The following is a 22,790-nucleotide window of genomic DNA, read 5'->3' as shown; positions in this document are numbered from 1 at the left end:
GTGCCTCATTTTTCAGCAGCCGACGCGCACAGCCTTCCTCCGTCATGACCTTGCAGATCGGCAACCACACGCTGGAGAACCGCCTGTTCGTCGCGCCCATGGCCGGCGTGACGGACCGGCCCTTCCGCATGCTGTGCCGCGCGCTCGGCGCGGGCTACGCGGTCAGCGAGATGGTGACCTCGCGCAAGGACCTCTGGAATTCGCTCAAGACCTCGCGCCGCGCCAACCACGACGGCGAGCCGGGCCCCATCGCGGTGCAGATCGCGGGCACCGACGCGGCCATGATGGCCGAGGCCGCGGTCTACAACATCGAGCGCGGCGCGCAGATCATCGACATCAACATGGGTTGCCCGGCCAAGAAGGTCTGCAACAAGTGGGCCGGTTCGGCGCTGATGCGCGACGAGCCGCTGGCGCTCGAGATCGTGAGCGCGGTGGTCGATGCCGCGCAGCCGCACGGCGTGCCGGTCACGCTCAAGATGCGCACCGGCTGGAGCATGGAGCACCGCAACGCGGTCAAGCTCGCGCGCGATTTCGAATCGGCCGGCGTGCAGATGCTCACGGTGCACGGGCGCACGCGCGAGCAGGGTTACAAGGGCCAGGCCGAGTACGACACCATCGCCGCCGTGAAGGCCGCGGTGCGCGTGCCGGTGGTGGCCAACGGCGACGTGCGTTCGCCCGAGAAGGCGCGCGAGGTGCTCGCGGCCACCGGCGCCGATGCGGTGATGATCGGCCGCGCGGCCCAGGGCCGGCCGTGGATCTTCCGCGAGATCGCGCACTTCCTCGACACCGGCACGCACCGCGCGCCGCCGCTGGTGGCCGAGGTGCGCCGGCTGCTGCTCGACCACCTGGTGGAGCACTACGCGCTGTACGGCGACTACAGCGGCGTGCGCACCGCGCGCAAGCACATCGGCTGGTACGTGCGCGCGCTGCCCGGCGGCGAGGAATTCCGTTCGCGCATGAACGCCATCGAGGACTGCGAGGCGCAGCTGCGCGCGGTCGGCGAGTATTTCGATGGGCTCGCGGACCAGATGGACCGCATCCCGCAGTACCAGGCGGCCGAAGAGCTGTCCGGCGAAGAGGAGGCGGCCTGCGCCGCCGATTGAGAGAAGAGAAGAAAAGCATGAGCAAGAAACACATCGAGGACTGCGTGCGCACCAGTCTGGAGAGCTACTTCCGCGACCTGCGCGGCACCGAACCCGACGGCATGTACGAGATGCTCGTGCGCGTGGTCGAGAAACCCCTGCTCGATGTCGTGATGACGCGCGCCGAGGGCAACCAGTCGAAGGCCGCCCAGTGGCTGGGCCTGAACCGCAACACGCTGCGCAAGAAGCTGGTCGAACACAAACTTTTGAAATGAACGAGAACGCACGGCGTAACGACACCATGGCCAAGACCGCACTGATTTCCGTCTCCGACAAGACCGGCATCCTCGAATTCGCGCAGGCGCTGCATGCGCTGGGCATCAAGCTGCTGTCCACCGGCGGCACCGCCAAGCTGCTGGCCGATGCCGGCCTGCCGGTGACCGAGGTGGCCGACCACACCGGCTTTCCCGAGATGCTCGACGGCCGCGTGAAGACGCTGCATCCCAAGATCCACGGCGGCCTGCTCGCGCGGCGCGACCTGCCGGCGCACGTGGCGGCCATCGAGCAGCACGGCATCGACACCATCGACCTGCTGATCGTCAACCTCTATCCGTTCGAGGCCACCGTGGCCAAGCCCGGCTGCACGCTCGAGGACGCGATCGAGAACATCGACATCGGCGGCCCGGCCATGGTGCGCAGCGCCGCCAAGAACTGGAAGGACGTGGGCGTGCTGACCGACGCCTCGCAGTACGCCGTGGCACTGGCCGAGCTCAAGGCCGACGGCAAGCTCAGCGACAAGACCAAGTTCGCGTTCTCGGTGGCCGCCTTCAACCGCATCGCCGACTACGACGGCGCGATCAGCGATTACCTCTCGGCGATCGACTTCGAGACCAGCCAGGGCCAATCGACGCCCACGCGCTCGCTGTTCCCGGCGCAGAGCAACGGCCGCTTCGTGAAGGTGCAGGACCTGCGCTACGGCGAGAACCCGCACCAGCAGGCCGCGTTCTACCGCGACCTGCATCCGGCGCCCGGTTCGCTGGTGTCGGCCAGGCAGCTGCAGGGCAAGGAGCTCAGCTACAACAACATCGCCGACGCCGATGCGGCATGGGAATGCGTCAAGAGCTTCGACGTGCCTGCCTGCGTGATCGTCAAGCACGCCAACCCCTGCGGCGTGGCGGTCGGCAAGGACGCGGCCGAGGCCTATGCCAAGGCCTTCAAGACCGACCCGACCTCGGCCTTCGGCGGCATCATCGCCTTCAACCGCACCGTCGACGCCGCCACCGCGCAGGCCGTGGCCAAGCAGTTCGTCGAGGTGCTGATGGCCCCGGGCTACACCCACGAGGCGCTCGAGGTGTTCCAGGCCAGCAAGGCCAAGCTCAACGTGCGCGTGCTCGAGATCGCGCTGCCGCCGGGCGGCGCCACCGACTGGGACAACGGCCGCAACGCGATGGACGTGAAGCGCGTCGGCTCGGGCCTGCTGATCCAGACCGCCGACAACCACGAGCTCGCGCTGTCCGACCTCAAGGTCGTGAGCAGGAAGCAGCCCACGCCGCAGCAGCTGCAGGACCTGCTGTTCGCCTGGAAGGTCGCCAAGTACGTGAAGAGCAACGCGATCGTGTTCTGCGCCGACGGCATGACCATGGGCGTGGGCGCGGGCCAGATGAGCCGTCTCGATTCGGCGCGCATCGCGAGCATCAAGGCCGAGCACGCGGGCCTGTCGCTGCAGGGCACGGCCGTGGCCAGCGATGCCTTCTTCCCGTTCCGCGACGGCCTCGACGTGGTGGTCGACGCGGGCGCCGGCTGCGTGATCCAGCCGGGCGGCTCGATGCGCGACCAGGAAGTGATCGACGCGGCCGACGAGCGCGGCGTGGTGATGGTGCTGTCGGGCGTGCGCCACTTCCGGCACTGAGCCGGGCGCGGTCCAAAAGACAAAGGCGGCCGATGGCCGCCTTTTTTCATGGGCCCGGGCGACCGCTCATTCGAAGCGGTACTTGAGCTGGAAGCTCAGCGCGCCATAGAGCCGGTTCTTGATCGTCGGCACGTAGGCGATGTTGAGGCCCCAGTTCTTGCCCTCGATCGCCGCGGTGGGGATCAGCGCCGGGAACCAGTTGCCGTTGCGGTAGTTGGGGTAGCCGTCGAAGCCGCCGACCACGGCGCCGAAGCGCACGCCGTGGAATTCGAAGGGCAGCACGTAGAGGCCGAGGTAGTGCGACTGGCGCCGGTCGCTGTTGTGGAAGGTGCCCAGCGTGACGCGGTAGACGTCGTTGAGCGGGTACTCGAAACCCAGGCCGGGGTTCTTGTTCTCGAGGCCCTTGTCGCGGTCGAAGTGGGCCGAGTAGAAGCCGACGTTGATCCAGGTCTTCTGGATCTCGAAGGGCTGGTCGAAGGTCGGCAGCGTGAAGTCCACCGACTGCGCGAGCGCCGGGCCACAGAGAAGGAGAGCGGCACTCAGGACCGGCAACTGGCGCAGGAATTTCATGGCTTGGACGTTCTGGAGATCTCGTGCGGCTCGAGGCTGGCCGCGATGGCTTCTTCCCTGGTGTCGCGCTCCGCGAAGCGCGGGCGCAATATACACGCCGCCGCTGTCATCGCCGTGGCACATGCCCGTGCGCATGCGGGCGGGCCGCCGCTCAGGCCGGCCGCGCCAGGTACTTGCGAAACAGCTCGGCCAGCCGCAGCGCGGCCAGCGACAGCGGCTTGCCGCGCGGCGAGACGATGCCCAGTTCCAGCGGCGGCACCGGCATCGCGAGCGGCACGCGCTCCACCAGCGCGTCATAGGGCGGCATCGTGAGCATGCCGGCCGGCCCCACCATCAGCGCGTCGCTGCGCGTCAACAGGCCCCAGCTCACGCCGAAGGAGGCGACCTCGATGCGGTGCTCGGGCAGCGGCAGGCCCTGCGCTGCGTACTGCTCGAGCAGGAAGCTGTGCTGGCTGCCCGGTGCCAGGTGCATCAGCCATTCGGCGCCCGCGATCTCCTCCCAGCGCGTGGCATGGCGCAGCGGATGGCCGCGCCGGCACAGCACGGCCATCTCGATCATGTCGAGCCGCTCGAACGCGAAGTCGGCATCGAGGGCCGAGGCCACCGGCCCCGCCACGGCGAAGTCGACCGCGCCCTCGCGCAGCAGCGGCAGCACCTGCGGGATCAGGCCGTCGAACAGCTTGAGTTGCGCCTGCGGCATGGCCTTGCGGAAGGCGCGCACCACCTCGGGCAGTACGCCGAGGAACACCATCGGCGTCACCGCCACCGCCACGCGGCCGTGCTGGCTGCCCTGCAGGATGCGGATGTCCTGGCGCGCGAGCTCGAGCTGCTGGTGCGCGAGCCGCGCGCGCACCGTGAGCTGGCGACCGGACTCGGTGAACTCGATGCCGCGCGAGCTGCGCAGCACCAGCTGCGCATCGACCTCGGCCTCGAGCTCGCGGATCGCCTTGGTCACCGCCGCCTGGCTCAGGTACAGGCTGCGCGCGGCGGCGCGGATGCTGCCGGTGTCGGCCAGCCGCAGCCAGGCCTTGAGCTGGTGATCCTTCATGCGGGCATTCTGCCGCCCGGCCGTGCGCGGGAATCTACCGACAAACGCAGGTTGTCATCGCGACAAGCGATTGTCTTTTGCGGCGCGGGCCCGGTTCCTAGACTTCGGCCACCAGCCGGCTCGTGGTGAACGGCGGGATTCCCCAAGAGGAGATGCTTCGTGCCTGCCCTGTCATTCGCATGGACCCGCCGTGCCGCTGTGGCCGTCCTGGCCGCCCTGGCCACGGCCGCGCTGGCCGCCTCGGCCCAGTACCCCGAGCGCCCGGTGAAATTCATCGTGCCCTATGCCGCCGGTTCCGGCGTCGACGTCGCGATGCGCCCGGTGGCCGACGCGATGGCGCGCGAACTGGGGCAAGCCATGATCGTGGACAACCGGCCCAGCGCGGGCGGCATCGTCGGTACGCAGGCCCTGGTGAGCTCGGCGAACGACGGCTACACGGTCGGCTACGGCAACCTCGTGACCCTGAGCATCAACCCGGCCTTCTTCTCGAAGCTGTCGTACGTGCCCGAGAAGGACCTGGTGCCGGTCGGCCTGATCTCGAGCAACGCCTACGTGCTGATCGTGCGCAAGGACCTGCCGGTGCGCAGCCTGCAGGAACTGGTCGCCTACGGCCGCGAGCATCCGGGCAAGCTGTCCGTCGGCACGCCCGGCATCGGCAGCGCGGGCCACCTGACCGGCGAGCTGCTGAAGACCGAGACCGGGCTCACGATGGTGCAGGTGCCCTACAAGACCGGCACCCAGGCGGTGGCCGACATGGTCAACGGCCAGCTCGACGTGACCATCGAGAACATCTCGGCGGTGCTGCCTTTCGTGCAGCAGGGCCGGGTCAAGGCGATCGCCGTGACCAGCGCGAAGCGCGCCGCGGTGCTGCCCGAGGTGCCGACCGTGGCCGAGAGCGGCGTGCCGGGCTTCGAGGTGGTGGCCTGGGGTGCGCTGATGGCGCCCGCGGGCACCTCGCGCAAGACGGTCGACCGGCTCAACACCGCGCTGCGCGCCGCGCTGGCCGACCCGGCCGTGGTGCGTGCCAATGCCGCGCTGTCGATCGAGGCATTGCCCTCGAGCCCCGAGGAGCTCAGCGCGCTGATGAAGCGTGAGAAGCCGCGCTGGGCCGAGGCGGTGCGGCGCGCGGGCGTCAAGGGCGACTGATCCATCCATCTTTTTCGAGGAGACAAGCCATGCAACCCTGGCAACTGGAGGCCGCCGAACTCGCGCGGCGCATCGCGGCACGCGAACTCTCGTGCGTGGAGGCGGTACGCAGCAGCCTGGAACGGCTCGAGGCCGTCAATCCGCGCATCAATGCCGTGGTCGACGGCGGCGCCGAGGAAGCACTGCAGGCCGCGCGGCAGGCCGACGCCGCGCTGGCCGGCGGCGAGGCCACCGGGCCGCTGCACGGCGTGCCGGTCACCATCAAGGTCAACGTCGACCAGCGCGGGCATGCCACCACCAACGGCGTGGAGGCCTATCGCAAGGTCGTGGCCGCGGAGGACAGCCCGGTGGTCGCGAACCTGCGGCGCGCGGGCGCGATTCCGATCGGCCGCACCAACACGCCCGCGTTCTCGATGCGCTGGTTCACCGACAACGCGGCCCACGGGCGCACCCTCAATCCGCACGACGCGGCGCTGACGCCTGGCGGTTCGAGCGGCGGCGCGGCGGCCGCGGTCGCGGTCGGCATCGGCGCGATCGCGCACGGCAACGACCAGGGCGGCTCGATCCGCTACCCGGCCTATGCCTGCGGCGTCTACGGCCTGCGCCCGAGCTTCGGCCGCGTGCCGGCCTTCAACCCGTCGGGCAGCGGCGAGCGGCCGCCGGTGGTGCAGCTCAGCTCGGTCCAGGGGCCGCTGGCGCGCAGCGTGCGCGACCTGCGGCTGGCCTTCGCCGCGATGGCCGCGCGCGACGCGCGCGACCCGTGGTGGGTGCCCGCGCCGCTCGAGGGCACGCCGCCGGCCGGTCCGCTGCGCGTGGCGCTGTGCACCGCGCTGCCCGGCTACGCCTGCGATCCCGAGGTGGCCGATGCCCTGCAGCGCGCCGCGCGCCGGCTCGAGGGTGCCGGCTACCGCGTCGAGCCGGTGGAGCCGCCGCGGCTGCGCGAGGCGGCCGAGCTGTGGCTCGCGCTGACCATGGCCGACAGCCGGCTGCTGGTGGAACCGGCGCTGCTGCGCGACGGCGACCAGACCATCCGCCAGGCCTACCGCGCGATGGACGCGCATGCGCCGTCGTTCGACACCGAGGCCTACATGCGCGCGCTGGCCGCGCGCACGGGGCTGATGCGCGACTGGGCGCTGTTCCTGCAGCGCCATCCGCTGCTGCTGATGCCGGTGTCGTGGCGCCGCCCGTTCCCGGTCGATGCCGACCAGCGCGGCGCGGCCGCGATGCGCGACTTGCTCGATGCCCAGAGCCCGCTGCTGGCGACAGCGATCCTGGGGCTGCCGGGGTTGTCGGTGCCGATGGGATTGCGTCAGGGCCTGCCCACGGGCGTGCAGCTCGTGAGCGATCGCTTCCGCGAAGACCTGTGCCTGGCGGCGGCCGAGGTGCTCGAGGCCGAGGCCGGGCCCATAGCGGCCATCGACCCGGCTTGAGCCTCCCGCTCAGCGCTTGCTGAAGATCTCGCGCGCCGCCTCGACGGTGGCCGCGATGTCCGCGTCGCTGTGCGCGGCGCTCACGAAGCCGGCTTCGTAGAGCGCGGGCGCGATGTACACGCCGCGCTCCAGCAGGCCGTGGAACAGCGCGTTGAACCGCGCGTTGTCGGTGGTCATCACCTTGGCGTAGTTCTGCGGCAGCTCGTTCATCAGGAAGAAGCCGAACATGCCGCCCTCGCTGTCGGCGCTGAAGGGCTGACCCTCGGCGGCGGCCGCGGCCTTCAGGCCGTCGACCAGCGCGCGGGTCTTGCGGCCCAGTGCTTCGTAGAAGCCGGGCCTGGCGATCTCCTTGAGCGTGGCCAGGCCGCAGGCCGTGGCCACCGGGTTGCCCGAGAGCGTGCCGGCCTGGTAGACCGGGCCCAGCGGCGCGAGCTGTTCCATGATGGCGCGCGGGCCGCCGAAGGCCGCCAGCGGCATGCCGCCGCCGATGACCTTGCCGAGCACCGTGAGGTCGGGCGCGATGCCCAGCACGCCTTGCGCGCCGTGCAGGCCGACGCGAAAGCCCGTCATCACCTCGTCGAAGATCAGCAGGGCGCCGTGCTGCGTGCACAGCGCGCGGCAGCGCTGGGCGAACTCGGGCGTGGCGCGCACGAAATTCATGTTGCCGGCGATGGCCTCGATCATCAGGCAGGCGATGTCGTTGCCGTGCAGCGCGAAGGCCTCCTCGAGCTGCTCCAGGTTGTTGTACTCGAGCACCAGCGTGTGCTGCACCACCTCGCTCGGCACGCCGGCCGAGGTCGGGTTGCCGAAGGTGGCGAGGCCCGAGCCGGCCTTGACCAGCAGCGCGTCGGCATGGCCGTGGTAGCAGCCCTCGAACTTGATGATGGTCTTGCGGCCGGTGGCGCCGCGCGCCAGCCGCAGCGCGCTCATCGCGGCCTCGGTGCCCGAGCTCACGAGGCGCACCATCTCCATCGACGGCACCAGCGCGAGGATGGCCTCGGCCAGCTCGATCTCGCGCTCGGTCGGCGCGCCGTAAGAGAAGCCCTCGAGCACGGCCTTCTGCACCGCCTCGACCACCGCCGGATGGCCGTGGCCCAGGATCATCGGGCCCCAGGAGCCGATGTAGTCGATGTAGCGCTTGTCGTTGGCATCCCAGAAGTAGGCGCCCTGGGCGCGCTGGATGAAGCGGGGCGTGCCGCCGACGGCCTTGAAGGCGCGCACGGGCGAGTTCACGCCGCCGGGAATCACGGCGCGGGCGCGCTCGAAGAGGATGTCGTTGCGATCGGAATTGGGCATCTGGAACGGGGGAAGTGGAATCAGTGGCGGGTGTCGTGGGGCGGCAGGGCGAAGTCGGGCACGTCGTCGCCGGGCTCGCCATCGTCCTCCTCGGGCTCGGGTTCGGCCCAGAACAGGCGGTCGGGCAGCACGTGGCCCATGCCGGGGCGGAAGCCCGCGTCGAGGCAGCGGTCCATGTAGGCCAGCGCTTCGGTGGTGGCGGCCACCAGGTCGGTGCCGCTGGCCAGCAGCGCGGCCAGCGCGGCCGACAGGGTGTCGCCGGCGCCCGAGAACACGGCCTCGAGGCGCTCGTACTTCTCGCTGGTCAGCACCGACTGCGGCGAGGCCAGCACGTTGTCGATGAACTGGTCGGGCAGCACCAGGCCGGTGACCAGGGTGTAGGGCACGCCGAACTCGCCGGCCGCCATCGCGATGTCGCGCGCGCCGGGCGGGCGCTCGCCGCTCCAGTCGGGCAGCAGCCAGCGCCACAGCGTGCTGTGGTTGCCGACCAGCACCGTGGTCTGGGGCAGCACCAGGTCGCGGAAGGCGTCGAGGTAGGCATCGATCTCGTTCTCGTCCCACCACGAGAGGTTGGGCATGTACGCCACCACCGGCACCTCGGGGTAGTCGGCGGCGGTCTCGGCGATGGTGCTCAGCGCCTCGGGCGTGCCGGCGAAGCCGACCTTGATCAGCTGCACCTCGACGTCCTCGAGGATGGAGCGGGTCTGCTCGGCGATGGCCTCCTCGTCGAAGGCGAAGTGGTCGAAGATCTCGGCCGTGTCGCGGGCGTAGGCACCGGTCACCACCGGCAGCATGTGGGCGCCCACCGATCCCATGGCCAGCCCGTCGCCGGCCAGGCCGCCGGCACCGCTCGGGTCGCTGGCATTGAACACCAGGACGCAAGGGGGATTCAGGTCCTGATCCGCCAATGCGCCGTCGTCGGGCAGGGGATCGTTAAGATCGCCCGGTTTGTCAACGCTGTCTGCTGGATGTAAGTGGAAGGTCATACGCCGGGCGGAATCCGCTGGATGGTGGCATGGGCGCGACGTTTACAGGGCGCCAGTGAGATACGCATAGATACACTCGTTGCATTTAATGAACAAGGACTTTAAGCTCCGATGAATACGAAAACTTGGATGTGCCTGATTTGTGGGTGGATCTATGACGAAGCGGTAGGTGTACCGGAGGACGGGATTGCGGCAGGCACGGCCTGGGCCGACGTTCCGATGAACTGGACCTGTCCCGAGTGCGGTGCGCGCAAGGAAGACTTCGAAATGGTTGAAATCTGAAAAGCATGGCATAGAGCTACGCGATCTGCGCCGGTGTACGGCGCGGCGGGCATCCAAGTCTCATGAGCAGGAGCTTTTGCAATGGGCCCGAATGGATCAGGTTACAAGGTGCTCGTCATCGACGACAGCAACACCATCCGGCGCAGTGCCGAGATTTTTTTGAAGCAGGGTGGTCACGAGGTTCTCCTCGCCGAAGACGGCTTCGACGCGCTCTCCAAGGTTAACGACCACAAGCCGCACCTGATTTTCTGCGACATCCTGATGCCGCGGCTGGACGGCTACCAGACCTGCGCCATCATCAAGCGCAACGCCCATTTCTCCAAGGTCCCGGTCGTGATGCTGTCGTCGAAGGACGGCGTGTTCGACAAGGCGCGCGGCCGCATGGTCGGATCGCAAGACTACCTGACCAAGCCTTTCACCAAAGACCAGCTGCTGCAGGCCGTGCAGCAGTTCGGCAACGTTTCACAGGAAGTGCAGTAAATGCCCATTCGAAAAATCCTCGTCGTCGACGACTCCAAGACTGAATTGGTGTTCCTGTCCGACCTGCTCCACAAGAACGGCTTCGCCGTGAAGACCGCCGAGAACGCCGAGGACGCCATGCGCCGCCTCGAGGAAGACCAGCCCGACCTGATCCTCATGGACGTGGTCATGCCCGGCCAGAACGGCTTCCAGCTCACGCGCGCGATCGCCCGCGATCCGCAGTACGCCGCGATCCCGATCATCCTGTGCACGAGCAAGAACCAGGAAACCGACCGCGTCTGGGGCATGCGCCAGGGCGCGCGCGACTACATCGTGAAGCCCGTGAACGCGCAGGAGCTGATGTCGAAGATCAGCGCGCTGAACTGAGCGCGGATCTGCCGAGCCCATGGCGAATCGCGACGCACTGAGAGCCTTCCAGTCCCGGCTGGCGAGCCGCCTGCAGGCCGCGCGCACCACCGGCGTGGCCGCGACCTGGCTCGCGGTCGAGGCGGGCGAGGGCAAGTACCTGTTCCCGCTCGGCCATGCCGGCGAAATCTTTCCCTGGACGCCGCCGCAGCCCGTGCCCTACACGGCGCCGTGGTTCCTCGGCGTGGCCAACCTGCGCGGCGGCCTCTACGGCGTGGTGCAGCTGTCGGCCTTCGCGGGCGGCGCGCCCAGCGGTCCGGCCGCCAGCGAAGCGGCCCGCATCCAGTCGCGGCTGGTCGCGCTCAACGAGCTGCTCGACGTCAACTGCGCGCTGCTGGTCGACCGGCTGGCGGGCTTGCGCGGCGTCGAGGCCTTCGCGGCCTCCGAGCCCCCGGGCGCCGATGCGCCACCCTGGGCCGGGCATCTCTACACCGACGCCGCCGGCGAACGCTGGCAGGAAGTCAACCTGCAGGCGCTGTCGCAGCAGCCCCAGTTTCTGAGTATCGGCGCCTAGCTGTCACAGGCGCCTGTGCACCCGACCACCACCTGAAGGACCGACCGTGAGCTCGATCGCCGACAAGTTCAAGAAATTACTGCCCGCCAGCGGCAACGACAAGGCCCGCGTCGATGGTTCGGGTTCGCTCGCGATCGACAACGTCGACACGGTGCAGGTCCCCGACGAAAAAACCGTGCGCATCGCGCGCGCGCCGGGCGACACGTCGTTCGGCGGCGCGCCGGCGGCCAGCTCGTTCAGCGAGGGCGGTGCCCTGGTCGACGGCGGCGAGGCCGCCAACGAGCCCGGCCGGCCCGATGCCAGCGCCGACCTGCTCGCGGACGACGGCCGCGCCGGCCAGAGCCCCGCGCGTCAGCAGCGCGTGCTCGCGATCCTGCTGGCGGTGGTGGTGCTCGCGCTGCTGCTGGTCGCCGGCCTCGCCATCCTGCGCGCCGAACGGCTCGCGCAGCAGGTGGCGGCCACCGGCCAGTCGCTGATGCAGTCGCAGCGCCTCGCCAAGTCGATCTCGCAGGCCCTGGTGGGCAGCGCGCCGGCCTTCACCGAGGTGAAGGACAGCGCCGACGACCTCACGCGCCGCGTCAACGGCCTGACCAACGGCGACGAGGCGCTGCGCCTCGAGGCCGTGGGCGAGGCCTACGGCGAGGACATGGGCAAGATCAATCCGCTGGTCGCGCGCGCCGACGCGAGCGCCAAGGCCGTGCTGGCCCAGCGCCAGATCCTGACCCAGGTGGGCGCCGCCCTGCGCGACATCAACCAGCAGTCGTCCACACTGCTCGAGATGACCGAGACCGTCGCCTCGCTCAAGATGCAGCAGAACGCCACGCTGCCCGAGATCTCGGCCGCCGGCCAGCTCGTGATGCTGACGCAGCGCATCGGCAAGTCGACCAACGAGTTCTTCACGGTCGAGGGCGTGAACCCCGACGCCGTGTTCCTGCTCGGCAAGGACCTGAACACCTTCCAGGAAACCACGCGCGGCCTGCTCGACGGCAATGCGCAGCAACGCTTCCCCGGCTCGAAGGACCCGCAGACGCGCCAGCAGCTCGAAGCCATCCTGAAGACCTACGAGCAGATGCGCACGCAGGCCTCGGCCATTCTGGGCAACCTGCAGGGCCTGGTGGCGGCGCGCGAAGCGCAGGCGTCGATCCTGACCGACAGCGAACCGCTGCGCAAATCGCTGGGCGAGCTGCAGGACAAGCTGTCGGCGCGCACCGGCCTGGGCGCCGGCACCATCGTGCTGCTGTTCGTGCTCTCGCTGGCCGCCCTGGCACTGGCCGGCGCCATCGGTTTCGTGCAGGTGCGCGAAGGCCGCGAACGCGCCGCCAACGCCGAGCGCGAACGTCTCTCGGCCGAGCAGGCCTCGGAGGAGGCCAGCCGCATCAACAACGCCAACCAGGCCGCCATTCTTCGGCTGATGAACGAACTGCAGACGGTGGCCGAGGGCGACCTGACGCAGGAAGCCACCGTGACCGAGGACATCACGGGCGCCATCGCCGACTCGGTGAACTACACGGTGGAAGAACTGCGGCTGCTGGTGGGCAACGTGCAGAACACGGCCACCCGCGTGGCGCTGACCACCTCGCAGGTGGAAAGCACCTCGACCGAGCTGCTGGCGGCCTCGACCGAACAGCTGCGCGAGATCCGCGAAACCGGCCAGTCGGTGCTGACGATGGCGGAGCGAATCAACGGCGTGTCCTCGCAGGCGCAGGAATCCGCCACGGTGGCGCGCCAGTCGCTGCAGGCCGCGTCCTCGGGCCTGCAGGCCGTGCAGAACGCCATCGGCGGCATGAACGCCATCCGCGACCAGATCCAGGAAACCTCCAAGCGGATCAAGCGGCTGGGCGAATCCTCGCAGGAGATCGGCGAAATCACCGAGCTGATTTCGGACATTACCGAACAGACCAACGTGCTGGCACTGAACGCCGCCATCCAGGCCGCGTCGGCCGGTGAAGCCGGTCGCGGCTTCTCGGTGGTGGCGGAAGAAGTGCAGCGGCTGGCCGAACGCTCCGCGGACGCCACGCGCCAGATCTCGGCGCTGGTGAAGGCGATTCAGACCGACACGCAGGACGCGGTGGGCGCCATGGAGCGCTCCACGCAGGGCGTGGTCGAGGGGGCCAAGCTGTCCGACAACGCGGGTACCGCGCTGTCCGAGATCGACCGCGTGTCGCGCCGCCTCGCCGAGCTGATCGAGCAGATCTCGCAGTCCGCGTCTCGCGAGGCCGATTCGGCCAACGTGGTGGCCGCCAACATCCAGCACATCTTCGCCGTGACCGAGCAGACCGGCGAAGGCACGCGGACCACCGCGCAGCAGGTGCGCGAGCTGTCGCAGATGGCCGAGGAACTGCGTCGTTCGGTGGCCCGTTTCAAGATTGCCTGACACAGAAGAACGGCGAGCATCCAAGGTGGCTATCCAATCCCCCGTCGCGGCCCCCCTCGCCGGCAATCCGCCGGCCACCGAAGACCTCGGGCCGCTGGCCTGGGTGCTCGGAGAAATCCAGAAGTCGCTCGAGAACGTCGGCAAGTCGCTGCGCCGCTTCGCGCGCGACGTCGGCAATGCGGCCGAGATCGAGAGCGGCCCGCTGCAGATGGCGCGCCAGCAACTGCACCAGGCCGTCGGCGCGCTGCAGATGGTGGGCCACAACGCGCCCGCGCTGGTGCTCGGCTCGATCGAATTCGCGGTGCAGGGCTTCGTGGCCGAACCGCAGCGCTGCACCGACAGCGCCGCGCTGAAGATCGAGCGCGCCGGCTTCGCCGTCACCGATTTCCTGCAGGCCCTGCTGGCCGGCAAGAACGTGTCCTCGATCGCGCTGTTCCCGCAGTACCGCGAGGTGCTCGAGCTGGTCGGCAACGAGCGCGTGCATCCGGCCGATCTCTGGAGCGCCAGCTGGCGCTGGGTCGAGATCCGTCCCGCGCTCACGCAGGCCTCGCTGGCCTACGATCCCTCGGTGCGCTCGCGGCTCGACCGCGAGGTGCTGCAGCTGGTCAAGACCGGCGACCCGCAGGCCGCGCGCCGCCTGCAGGCGCTGTGCCTGGGGCTCGGCCGCGGCGCGCTGCTGCCGCGCGTGGCCAGCTTCTGGACCCTGGCGGCCGGCTTCTTCGAGGCGCTGGCGCTGGGCCTCGTGCCCGCCGACAGCTACGTCAAGCGCGCCGCCTCGCGCGTGCTGCTGCAGTACGCCACGCTCGCGCGCGGCGACAGCGTGGTGTCCGACCGGCTCGGCCAGGACCTGCTCTTCTTCTGCGCCCAGGCCATGCCCACCGCGCGCGACGAAGCCGCCACCCTGCGCAGCGTGCGCACGGCCTGGGGCATCGCGCACGAGCAGCGCGTCGACTACACGGTCGAGCAGTTCGGCCGCTTCGATCCGCTGGTGCTGGCCCAGGCCCGCAAGCGCATCGAGACCGCCAAGGAGATGTGGTCCGGCCTTTCGGGCGGCGACATCTCGCGCACCCGCCAGGTGGCCGACACCTTCGCCCAGCTCGGCGAATCGCTGCACCGGCTGCATCCGCCGAGCGAGCCGATGGTGCAGGCGCTCGCGCATGCCGTCGATGCCTCGGTGCGCAGCGGCCAGCCGCCCGACACCGAGCTCGCGATGGAAGTCGCGACCTCCGTGCTCTACCTCGAGGCCGCGCTCGAAGACCTCGACCCCAGCGATCCGCAGCTCACCCAGCGCATGCTCAAGCTCGCCGGGCGCATCGAGCGCGTGCGCGCGGGCGGCCATTCCGAGCCGCTCGAGCCCTGGATGGAGGACCTGTACCGCCGCGTCAGCGACCGCCAGACCATGGGCACCGTGGTCGACGAGCTGCGCAGCCACCTGAGCGAACTCGAGAAGTCGCTCGACCAGTATTTCCGCCGTCCCGGCGAAAAGGGCCTGCTGCGCACCGTGCCGAGCCAGCTGCAGCAGATGCGCGGCGTGTTCTCGGTGCTCGGCCTCGACCAGGCCGCGCACACCGTGCAGCGCATGCGCGACGAGGTCGAGGCCATGGTGGGCAGCGCCTCGCCGGCCGACGAGATGGCCGGCTTCGATGCGCTGGGCAACAACCTCGGCGCGCTCGGCTTCCTGATCGACATGCTGGGCTATCAGCCGGCGCTGGCCAAGCGCCTGTTCGTCTTCGACGCCGAGATCGGCGAACTCAAGCCGCTGATGGGCCGCCAGGCCGCCGACGCCGAGGACGCCGAGAACGTGGCCGCGCCGGCCGCCGAGCCGTTGCTGAGCATCGAGGAGGTCGACGCGCAGATCGCTTCCAGGCTGGCCGCGCTGGCCACGCCGGCGCGCAAGACCAAGCCCTCGCCGATCGAGGAATTCAGCAGCAAGGCCGACAGCTGGACCGCCAAGATCGTCGGCCCGGCCGCGCTGCCCGACACCGAGGTCACCGAGCTCGAGGAAGACGACCTGCAGAACATCTTCCTCGACGAGGCGCGCGAGGTGGTGCACAACGGCCAGAACGCGATCGTCGCGCTCGGCGGCCGCCCCGACGACACCGACGCGCTCACGGTCCTGCGCCGCGCCTTCCACACGCTCAAGGGCAGCTCGCGCATGGTCGGCCTCACCGACTTCGGCGATGCCGCCTGGTCGCTCGAGCAGGTGCTCAACACCTGGCTCGCCGACCAGCGCCCCGCCACCCCCGAGCTGCTGGCCGGCACGCAGCAGGCGCTGCGCGACTTCGGCCTGTGGGTCGAGGACATCGCGGCCTCGGCGCCGCACGGCTGGCAGTCGGCCCCGTTCAGCCGCCTGGCCGAGGCCCTGCTGGCCGGCGAACCGGTGCCGACCGCGCCGCCGCGCGTGGCCGATGCCGAGGCACTCGCGATCGCGGCGCGCCAGATTGCCGCCGATCCCGTGCCGACCTCGCCGGCGCCGCTCGAGGAACTGCCGCCGCAGCCTTCGCTGTCGACCGCCGCCGCGCTCGCGCTGCCCGAGTTGCCCGACCTGCCGGACCTGTCGCTCGAACCGGCCGACGCCACCGACGTCTCCGACGTGCCGCAGGCCGAGGCGCGCACCGCCGGCCCGGAAGACGACGACTTCGTCTCCACCGACTTCCTCGATTTCGAGACCCGCGAGCCTTCGTCCACCGCGCCGGCACCGCTGCCGACCGCGCTCGGCGACGGCATCGACTTCGACTTCCTGGCGCCGATCGGCGCCACCGCCAAGGCGAGCGCGCCGGCCGAGGAGGCCGCGATCGAGGCCGCCGGCCTGTCCGAGCTGCCGTCCTCCGCGCTGTCGATCGACGCCGCGCAAGCCTCGGCCGAAAGTGCCGAAGCCCCCGCGCCGGCGTTGCCCGACCTCGACTGGACGCCCGAGCCGCTGCCGCTGCGCGAAGCCAGCGATGCCGGCACGGCCGTGCCGATGGACTTCCCCGAGATCCGGCTCGAGCCCGTGGAAGCTCCGGCCGAGTTCGCCCAGGCCGCCACGGTCGCGCCCGAGCCGGCCGCGCCCGAGACCGCCGCGCTGGTCGATGTCGCGGCCGAGGCCCTGCCGCTGGAGGCGCCTGCCGAGCCCGAAGAAGCGGGGCAGGCCGAAGCCGAGGCTGCGCCCGTCGCCGAACCCGAACCCGTGGCCGCACCGGCGCAACCGCTGGAAGTGGCCGTGGGCGGCAGCGCCGACGACCAGGTCAAGGTGATCGGTCCGCTGCGCATCGGCATCGCGCTCTACAACGTCTACCTCAACGAGGCCGACGAGTGGTCGCGCCAGCTCGCCACCGAGGTCGGCGAGTGGGCGCTGCAGCCCTACGAACGCGTGGCCGACTCGACCATCGCGCTGGCCCACTCGCTGGCCGGCAGCTCGGCCACGGTCGGCTTCCACAGCCTGTCGGGCATGGCGCGCTATTTCGAGGCCGCGCTGCAGCACCTGCAGATGCAGGGCAGCGGCACGCGCGAGCAGGGCATGGTGCTGGTCGCCGCGGCCGACGAGCTGCGCCGCCTGCTGCACCAGTTCGCGGTCGGTCTGCTGCGCGACCCCTCGCAGCAGACGCTGCAGGCGCTGCGCGACATCGCCGCGTCGCCGATGCCCTCGCCCTACGCCGAGGAACTCGCGCACGACGAGCCGCGCGCGCCGCTGCAGGTGGTGTCGCCGCAAGGCGGCGCCGACGTGGCACTCGACGACTCCGAGGACGCCATCGACCTGGCCGACGCGGTCGACGTCGACCTGTTCCCGATCTTCGAGGAAGAGGCGGCCGAACTGCTGCCGCAGCTCGGCGAGGCGCTGCGCCAGTGGTCGCACCATCCTGACGACGGCGCGCCGCGCACCTCGGTGCTGCGCACGCTGCACACGCTCAAGGGCAGTGCCCGGCTGGCCGGCGCGATGCGCCTGGGCGAGCGCGCGCACCGCATGGAATCCGAGATCGAGCTGCTGGGCACGCAGGGCCACGTCGACCGTTCCGACATCGAGAAGCTGCTGGTGCGGCTCGACACGCTGCAGTCCACCTTCGATGCGCTGCGCGCGGCCGACGACGCGACCCAGGTCGAACTCGCGCAGCGCGTGGCCGAGGCCACCGCGGCGCCCGTGCCCACCGAGCACCCCGAGCCCGCCAACGACGCCATCGCCGCGGTCGATGCCGACGCCGAGCCGGCGTCGGCCGCCACGCCCGCGCCGGTGCGTCCGGCCCCCGCCTCGCTCGCGCCGCTGCGCGCGCCGGTCGGCCAGGCCGTGCGCATCCGCACCCAGCTGCTCGACCGCCTGATGGCGCAGACCGGCGAGGTCATCATCACGCGCTCGCGCCTGGAGGCCGAACTCGGTTCGCTGCGCGGCTCGCTGGCCGACCTCACCGGCAACCTCGACCGCCTGCGCCAGCAGCTGCGCGACATCGAGGTGCAGGCCGAGAGCCAGATGCAGTCGCGGCTGGCCCAGGCCAAGGATTCGCAGCAGGGCTTCGACCCGCTGGAGTTCGACCGCTTCACCCGCGTGCAGGAACTCACGCGCATGATGGCCGAGTCGGTGAACGACGTGGCGACCGTGCAGCGCACCCTGCAGAAGACGGTGCAGGCGACGGAAGACGACCTCAGCGTGCAGGCGCGCCAGACGCGCGAACTGCAGCGCGGCCTGCTGCGCACGCGCATGGTGGAGTTCGAGGGCATCTCCGACCGCCTCTACCGCGTGGTGCGCCAGGCCACCAAGGACACCGGCAAGCAGGTGCGCCTCGACATCACCGGCGGCTCGATCGAAATGGACCGCGGCGTGCTCGACCGGATGACGCCGGCCTTCGAGCACCTGCTGCGCAACTGCGTGGCCCACGGCATCGAGGACGCCGCGCGGCGCGAGGCCGCGGGCAAGGACGCCAGCGGCCTGATCGTGATCGACCTCGCGCACGAGGGCAACGACGTGTCGGTGAGCTTCCGCGACGACGGCGCCGGCCTCGACCACGAGCGCATCGCCGAGCGGGCCCGCTCGCTGGGCCTGCTCGCGGCCGACCAGGCGCTCACGCCCGAGGAAGCCACCGAGCTGATCTTCCGGCCCGGCTTCTCGACGGCCGGCCAGGTGTCGGAACTCGCGGGCCGCGGCATCGGCATGGACGTGGTGCGTGCGCAGGTCGCCGCGCTCGGCGGCCGCATCGAGACGCGCAGCCAGCCGGGCCAGGGCACCACCTTCAAGCTGGTGCTGCCGCTGACCACCGCGGTGACGCACGTGGTCATGCTGCGCTTCGGCGAGGTGTCGATCGGCGTGCCGTCGAACCTGGTCGAGCTGGTGCAGCGCGTGAACGCCACCGACCTCGAGTCGGCCTACCTGCACGACACCCATCCGTTCGGCAGCGAACAGGTGCCGTTCTACTGGGGCGGCGCGCTGCTGCAGGCCTCGCCGCGCAGCGAGCACATCGCGGGCCGCACCAACACCCTGGTGATCGTGCGCAGCGCCGCGCAGCGCGTGGCGCTGCACGTCGACGAAGTGCTGGGCAACCAGGAAGTGGTGGTCAAGAACCTCGGGCCGCAGCTCGCGCGTCTGCCGGGCCTGGCGGGCATCTCGGTGCTGGCCTCGGGCGCGGTGGCGCTGATCTACAACCCGGTGGCATTGGCCGCGGTGCATGGCGAACAGGCGCGTGCGCGCCAGGCCGCCGCGCTGGCGCAGCCGGCGGTCGCGGCCCCGGTCGCCGAGGCGCGCGGCCCGCACGGCCAGGACCCGGCCGCCGCGCTGGCGCCGGTGGTGCCGCAGATCCCGCTGGTGCTGGTGGTCGACGACTCCATCACCGTGCGCCGCGTCACGCAGCGCCTGCTGCAGCGCGAAGGCTACCGGGTCTCGCTCGCGGCCGACGGCCTGCAGGCGCTCGAGCGGCTGCAGCAGGAGCGCCCGGCGGTCGTGCTGTCCGACATCGAGATGCCGCGCATGGACGGCTTCGACCTCGCGCGCAACATCCGCGGCGACGCGGCGCTGGCCGAGCTGCCGATCATCATGATCACCTCGCGCATCGCCGAGAAGCACCGCGACTATGCGCGCGACCTCGGCGTGAACCACTACCTCGGCAAGCCCTACTCCGAAGAAGAGCTGCTGCGGCTGGTGCGGGCCTACACCAGCGACACGGCGACGCTCGCGGCCGCCTGAGGCGCGCGCCCCACAAGAAAAAGCCCGGACGGCGAGGAGCCTCCGGGCTTTTCCCTTGGGGCTGCCGGCGCTACTTCTTCGCCAGCGTCTTGCTGCGTGCCACCGCGTAGCGCTGCAGCGTGCGCTCGCGCGCCTCGGCATGGTCGACCACCGGCACCGGGTAGTTCTCGCCGAGCTTCACGCCGGCGGCCTCGAGTTCCACCGGCGTCGCGGTCCATGGCGCGTGGATCGCGCCGTTCGACAGCCCCGCGAGCTGCGGCAGGTAGCGCCGGATGAACTTGCCGTCGGGGTCGAAGCGCTCGCTCTGCGTCACCGGGTTGAAGATGCGGAAGTAGGGCTGCGCGTCGCAGCCGCTCGAGCTGGCCCATTGCCAGCCGCCGTTGTTCGAGGCCAGCTCGAAGTCGTTGAGGTGCAGCGCGAAGTAGGCCTCGCCGCGGCGCCAGTCGAGTCCCAGGTCCTTGCACAGGAAGCTCGCCACCACCATGCGCAGCCGGTTGTGCATGTAGCCGCTCTGGTTGATCTGCAGCATGGCCGCGTCGACCAGCGGATAGCCGGTGCGGCCCTGGCACCAGGCCTCGAACAGCTGGTCGGCATGCTTGCCGTGGTGCCACTGGATCCGGTCGTACTCGGGGCGGAAGCTCTTCGACTCGCCCTTCTCGTGCACGTGCGGGAAGTGGGCCAGGATCTGGAAGTAGAAGTCGCGCCAGATCAGCTCGCTGAGCCAGGTCGCGGCGCCCGCGTCGCCCTGCAGCGAGAGCTGGCGCGCCACGCCCGCCACCTGCCGGATCGACACCGTGCCGAAGCGCAGGTGCACGCCCAGGTAGCTGGGCCCGCGCACCGCCGGATAGTTGCGCGCCGCCTCGTAGCGGTCGATGCGCTCGAAGAAGTCCTCGAACAGGATCGCCGCGCCGCGCGTGCCGGTCGGTATTTCGAGCGTGCCGAGGTTGCTCTTGGCGAAGCCCAGCGCCTCGAGCGAGGGCACGGGCGCGCGCCAGCCCTCGGGCGGCGGCGCCAGCGCGTCGGCATGGCCGCGGCTCGGGTAGGACTTGAGGAAGAAGTCGTCGACCTTGGCCAGCCAGGCCCGCTTGTAGGGCGTGAAGACCGTGTAGGGCTGGCCGGTCTTGGTCATCAGCTCGTCGCGCTCGAAGATCGTCGAGTCCTTGTGGGTGTGGAAGCTCACGCCCGCGTTGGCCAGCGCGCCGAACACGCCGGCGTCGCGCGCCAGCGCCTCGGGCTCGTCGTCGCGGTTGGCGAACACCGCCTGCACCTCGAGCGCGCGCGCCAGCGCCGGAATCTCCTCGGCCGCCGCCGCATGCCGCACGATCAGCCCGCCGCCGAGCGCGCGCAGTTCCTCGTCGAGCTCCAGCAGCGATTCGCGGATGAACTCCACCCGCCGGTCGACCCGCGGCAGGGGGGCGAGGATCGTGCTGTCGAACACGAACACGCAGACCACCTGGCGGCAGCTTCGCAGGGCGTGGTAGAGGGCCGCGTTGTCGTCCACGCGCAGGTCGCGGCGGAACCACATGAGCCCTTTGGGGTAGGTCTTGTCGACGGCCAGTAAAATCGGAGGCATATGGCTTCCGATTCTGCCCCGATGAACCTGACGCATCACTTTTTGATAGCGATGCCGGGCCTGGAAGACAAGACCTTCAACCGCAGCGTCGTCTACCTGTGCGAGCACAGCGAGCGCGGCGCCCTGGGCCTGGTCATCAACAAACCCAGCGACATCAACCTCAAGGTGCTGTTCGAGAAGATCGAGCTGCACCTCGCGCGCCCCGAGATCGGCGAGGCCCCGGTGTTCCAGGGCGGCCCGATGCAGACCGAGCGCGGCTTCGTGCTGCACGAGCCGGTCTTCACCGAGTCCGAGAAACCCGAGGAATCGGTCTACGCCTCGACCATGACCATCCCCGGCGGCCTCGAGATGACCACCTCGAAGGACGTGCTCGAGGCCCTGGCCACCGGCGCCGGCCCGCGCAAGGTGCTGGTCTCGCTGGGCTACGCGGCCTGGGGCGAGGGCCAGCTCGAGTCCGAACTGGCCGAGAACAGCTGGCTCACGGTCGGCGCCGACCCGGCCGTGATCTTCGACACCCCGATCGACCAGCGCTACGACAAGGCGCTGCTGCTGCTGGGCCTGGAGGCCTGGAAGCTCTCGCCCGACGCGGGGCATGCGTGAACGCCACGGCCATGCCCGACGCGCCAGCTTCCAGCCCCGTTCCCCCTCCCGTTCCCGCCCATTTCCAGAGCTTCCTGGCCTTCGATTTCGGCCAGAAGCGCACCGGCGTGGCGAGCGGCAACCGGTTGCTGCGCGGCGCCACGCCGCAGGCCACCATCAAGGCAGAGGGCGCCGATGCCCGCTTCGCCCAGGTCGAGGCGCGCATCCGCGAGTGGCAGCCCGACGCGCTGGTGGTGGGCGTGCCCTTCCATCCCGACGGCGCCGCGCACGAGAACACCCGGCGCGCGCAGAAGTTCGCGCGCCAGCTGCGCGGCCGTTTCAACCTGCAGGTGTTCGAGGTCGACGAGCGCTACAGCACCACCGAGGCGCTGTCCCAGGGCGCGCGCGATGCCGATGCCGCCTCGGCCTGCATCATCCTGGAGCAATTCTTGAGGAGTCTTCCGTGAGTTCCACCCCCGCCATTCCCGACGCCGAGGCGCTCTACACGCAACTGCTGGCCGGCGTCCGCGCGCTGCTGCGCCCCGACACCCGGCTGGTGGGCGTCACCTCGGGCGGCGCCTGGCTGGTCGAGCGGCTGCAGAAGGACCTGGGCCTGGCCGGCGCGCCCGGCGTGATCTCCTCGGCCATGCACCGCGACGACTTCGCGCGCCGCGGCCTCTCGGCCAGCGCGCAGACCGCGCTGCCCTTCGACGTCAACGGCGCCGACGTGCTGCTGCTCGACGACGTGCTCTACACCGGCCGCACCATCCGCGCCGTGCTCAACGAGCTGTTCGACTTCGGCCGCCCGGGCTGCGTGCGCCTGGCCGTGCTGGTCGACCGCGGCGGGCGCGAGCTGCCGGTGGCGGCCGACTTCGCCGCCACCACGCTCGCGCTGCCCCATTCGCAGTCGCTGGCGCTGGCGCGTGCCGACGACGGCGCCTTCAGCCTCCAGGTCGAGGAAAGCAAGTAAG

At 70.4% G+C, this 22,790-nt stretch carries 19 protein-coding genes; 14 read left to right on the top strand and 5 right to left on the bottom strand.

Translation table 11 applies throughout. The features are described from left to right. The first annotated feature begins 44 nt into the window (after positions 1-44). From dusB to purH, 3 genes are read left to right on the top strand one after another with little or no spacing between them, the layout of a single operon-like run. On the top strand, positions 45-1,103 hold the full coding sequence (dusB, locus tag KV106_RS18245; RefSeq protein ID WP_057590810.1) for a tRNA dihydrouridine synthase DusB: 1,059 nt from the start codon (positions 45-47) through the stop codon (positions 1,101-1,103). Between the two features lie 17 nt (positions 1,104-1,120). Further along, positions 1,121-1,357: a Fis family transcriptional regulator gene (locus KV106_RS18240; protein WP_057590811.1), complete on the top strand. Its 237-nt coding sequence runs from the start codon at positions 1,121-1,123 to the stop codon at positions 1,355-1,357. A 26-nt stretch (positions 1,358-1,383) separates the two neighbouring features. Further along, positions 1,384-2,991: a bifunctional phosphoribosylaminoimidazolecarboxamide formyltransferase/IMP cyclohydrolase gene (gene purH / locus KV106_RS18235; protein WP_261211521.1), complete on the top strand. Its 1,608-nt coding sequence runs from the start codon at positions 1,384-1,386 to the stop codon at positions 2,989-2,991. A gap of 66 nt (positions 2,992-3,057) precedes the next feature. Here purH and KV106_RS18230 read toward each other — a convergent pair whose 3' ends face one another. Together KV106_RS18230 and KV106_RS18225 are read right to left on the bottom strand one after the other, a co-directional pair. After that, the gene (locus tag KV106_RS18230) at positions 3,058-3,561 is read right to left on the bottom strand and encodes a hypothetical protein (RefSeq protein ID WP_057590812.1); all 504 of its coding nucleotides are present in this window, start codon (positions 3,559-3,561) and stop codon (positions 3,058-3,060) included. 151 nt (positions 3,562-3,712) lie between these two features. Beyond that, complete coding sequence (locus tag KV106_RS18225; RefSeq protein WP_261211519.1) at positions 3,713-4,609, bottom strand: LysR substrate-binding domain-containing protein; 897 nt, start codon at positions 4,607-4,609, stop codon at positions 3,713-3,715. Positions 4,610-4,768: 159 nt separating this feature from the next. Between KV106_RS18225 and KV106_RS18220 the strand changes: the two genes are divergently transcribed. Continuing rightward, on the top strand, positions 4,769-5,755 hold the full coding sequence (locus KV106_RS18220) for a Bug family tripartite tricarboxylate transporter substrate binding protein (RefSeq protein WP_261211518.1): 987 nt from the start codon (positions 4,769-4,771) through the stop codon (positions 5,753-5,755). Between the two features lie 29 nt (positions 5,756-5,784). Then, positions 5,785-7,185 (top strand): amidase family protein, encoded by a 1,401-nt coding sequence (locus tag KV106_RS18215; RefSeq protein WP_261211517.1) that lies wholly within the window; start codon positions 5,785-5,787, stop codon positions 7,183-7,185. Positions 7,186-7,194: 9 nt separating this feature from the next. Here KV106_RS18215 and hemL read toward each other — a convergent pair whose 3' ends face one another. Both hemL and thiD read right to left on the bottom strand, forming a co-directional pair. Further along, positions 7,195-8,481 (bottom strand): glutamate-1-semialdehyde 2,1-aminomutase, encoded by a 1,287-nt coding sequence (gene hemL, locus KV106_RS18210; protein WP_261211516.1) that lies wholly within the window; start codon positions 8,479-8,481, stop codon positions 7,195-7,197. A gap of 20 nt (positions 8,482-8,501) precedes the next feature. Next, entirely contained in the window at positions 8,502-9,467 is a 966-nt protein-coding gene (thiD, locus tag KV106_RS18205; RefSeq protein WP_057590816.1) for a bifunctional hydroxymethylpyrimidine kinase/phosphomethylpyrimidine kinase, read from the bottom strand. 111 nt (positions 9,468-9,578) lie between these two features. Here thiD and KV106_RS18200 point away from each other — a divergent pair, with 111 nt between their 5' ends. From KV106_RS18200 to KV106_RS18175, 6 genes are all read left to right on the top strand, one after another. Continuing rightward, entirely contained in the window at positions 9,579-9,749 is a 171-nt protein-coding gene (locus KV106_RS18200; RefSeq protein ID WP_007838397.1) for a rubredoxin, read from the top strand. Positions 9,750-9,830: 81 nt separating this feature from the next. After that, positions 9,831-10,229 carry a response regulator gene (locus KV106_RS18195; RefSeq protein WP_057590817.1) on the top strand — a complete coding sequence of 133 codons (399 nt, stop codon included), beginning with the start codon at positions 9,831-9,833 and terminating at the stop codon, positions 10,227-10,229. Continuing rightward, positions 10,230-10,595 carry a response regulator gene (locus KV106_RS18190; protein ID WP_057590818.1) on the top strand — a complete coding sequence of 122 codons (366 nt, stop codon included), beginning with the start codon at positions 10,230-10,232 and terminating at the stop codon, positions 10,593-10,595. Between the two features lie 19 nt (positions 10,596-10,614). Beyond that, entirely contained in the window at positions 10,615-11,148 is a 534-nt protein-coding gene (locus tag KV106_RS18185) for a chemotaxis protein CheW (RefSeq protein ID WP_057598084.1), read from the top strand. A gap of 46 nt (positions 11,149-11,194) precedes the next feature. Further along, positions 11,195-13,522, top strand: a complete 2,328-nt coding sequence (locus KV106_RS18180; RefSeq protein ID WP_057590820.1) for a methyl-accepting chemotaxis protein — start codon at positions 11,195-11,197, stop codon at positions 13,520-13,522. Positions 13,523-13,547: 25 nt separating this feature from the next. Further along, positions 13,548-19,667, top strand: a complete 6,120-nt coding sequence (locus tag KV106_RS18175) for an Hpt domain-containing protein (RefSeq protein ID WP_261211509.1) — start codon at positions 13,548-13,550, stop codon at positions 19,665-19,667. 70 nt (positions 19,668-19,737) lie between these two features. Here the strand turns inward: KV106_RS18175 and KV106_RS18170 are convergent, their stop codons facing one another. Next, entirely contained in the window at positions 19,738-21,240 is a 1,503-nt protein-coding gene (locus KV106_RS18170; protein ID WP_261211508.1) for a cryptochrome/photolyase family protein, read from the bottom strand. Here KV106_RS18170 and KV106_RS18165 point away from each other — a divergent pair, their 5' ends adjacent. The 3 genes from KV106_RS18165 to pyrR are packed head-to-tail and all read left to right on the top strand — an operon-like array spanning position 21,241 to position 22,789. Further along, the gene (locus KV106_RS18165; protein ID WP_057590823.1) at positions 21,241-21,840 is read left to right on the top strand and encodes a YqgE/AlgH family protein; all 600 of its coding nucleotides are present in this window, start codon (positions 21,241-21,243) and stop codon (positions 21,838-21,840) included. A gap of 11 nt (positions 21,841-21,851) precedes the next feature. Then, positions 21,852-22,286: a Holliday junction resolvase RuvX gene (ruvX, locus tag KV106_RS18160; protein ID WP_057590892.1), complete on the top strand. Its 435-nt coding sequence runs from the start codon at positions 21,852-21,854 to the stop codon at positions 22,284-22,286. Further along, entirely contained in the window at positions 22,283-22,789 is a 507-nt protein-coding gene (gene pyrR / locus KV106_RS18155; RefSeq protein ID WP_057590824.1) for a bifunctional pyr operon transcriptional regulator/uracil phosphoribosyltransferase PyrR, read from the top strand. Before ruvX ends, pyrR begins: the two co-directional genes overlap by 4 nt. Position 22,790: the final 1 nt, after the last annotated feature.

It is taken from the genome of Variovorax endophyticus, assembly GCF_025376855.1.
GTDB lineage: Bacteria > Pseudomonadota > Gammaproteobacteria > Burkholderiales > Burkholderiaceae_C > Variovorax.
This window is presented reverse-complemented; position numbering and strand designations above follow the sequence as displayed.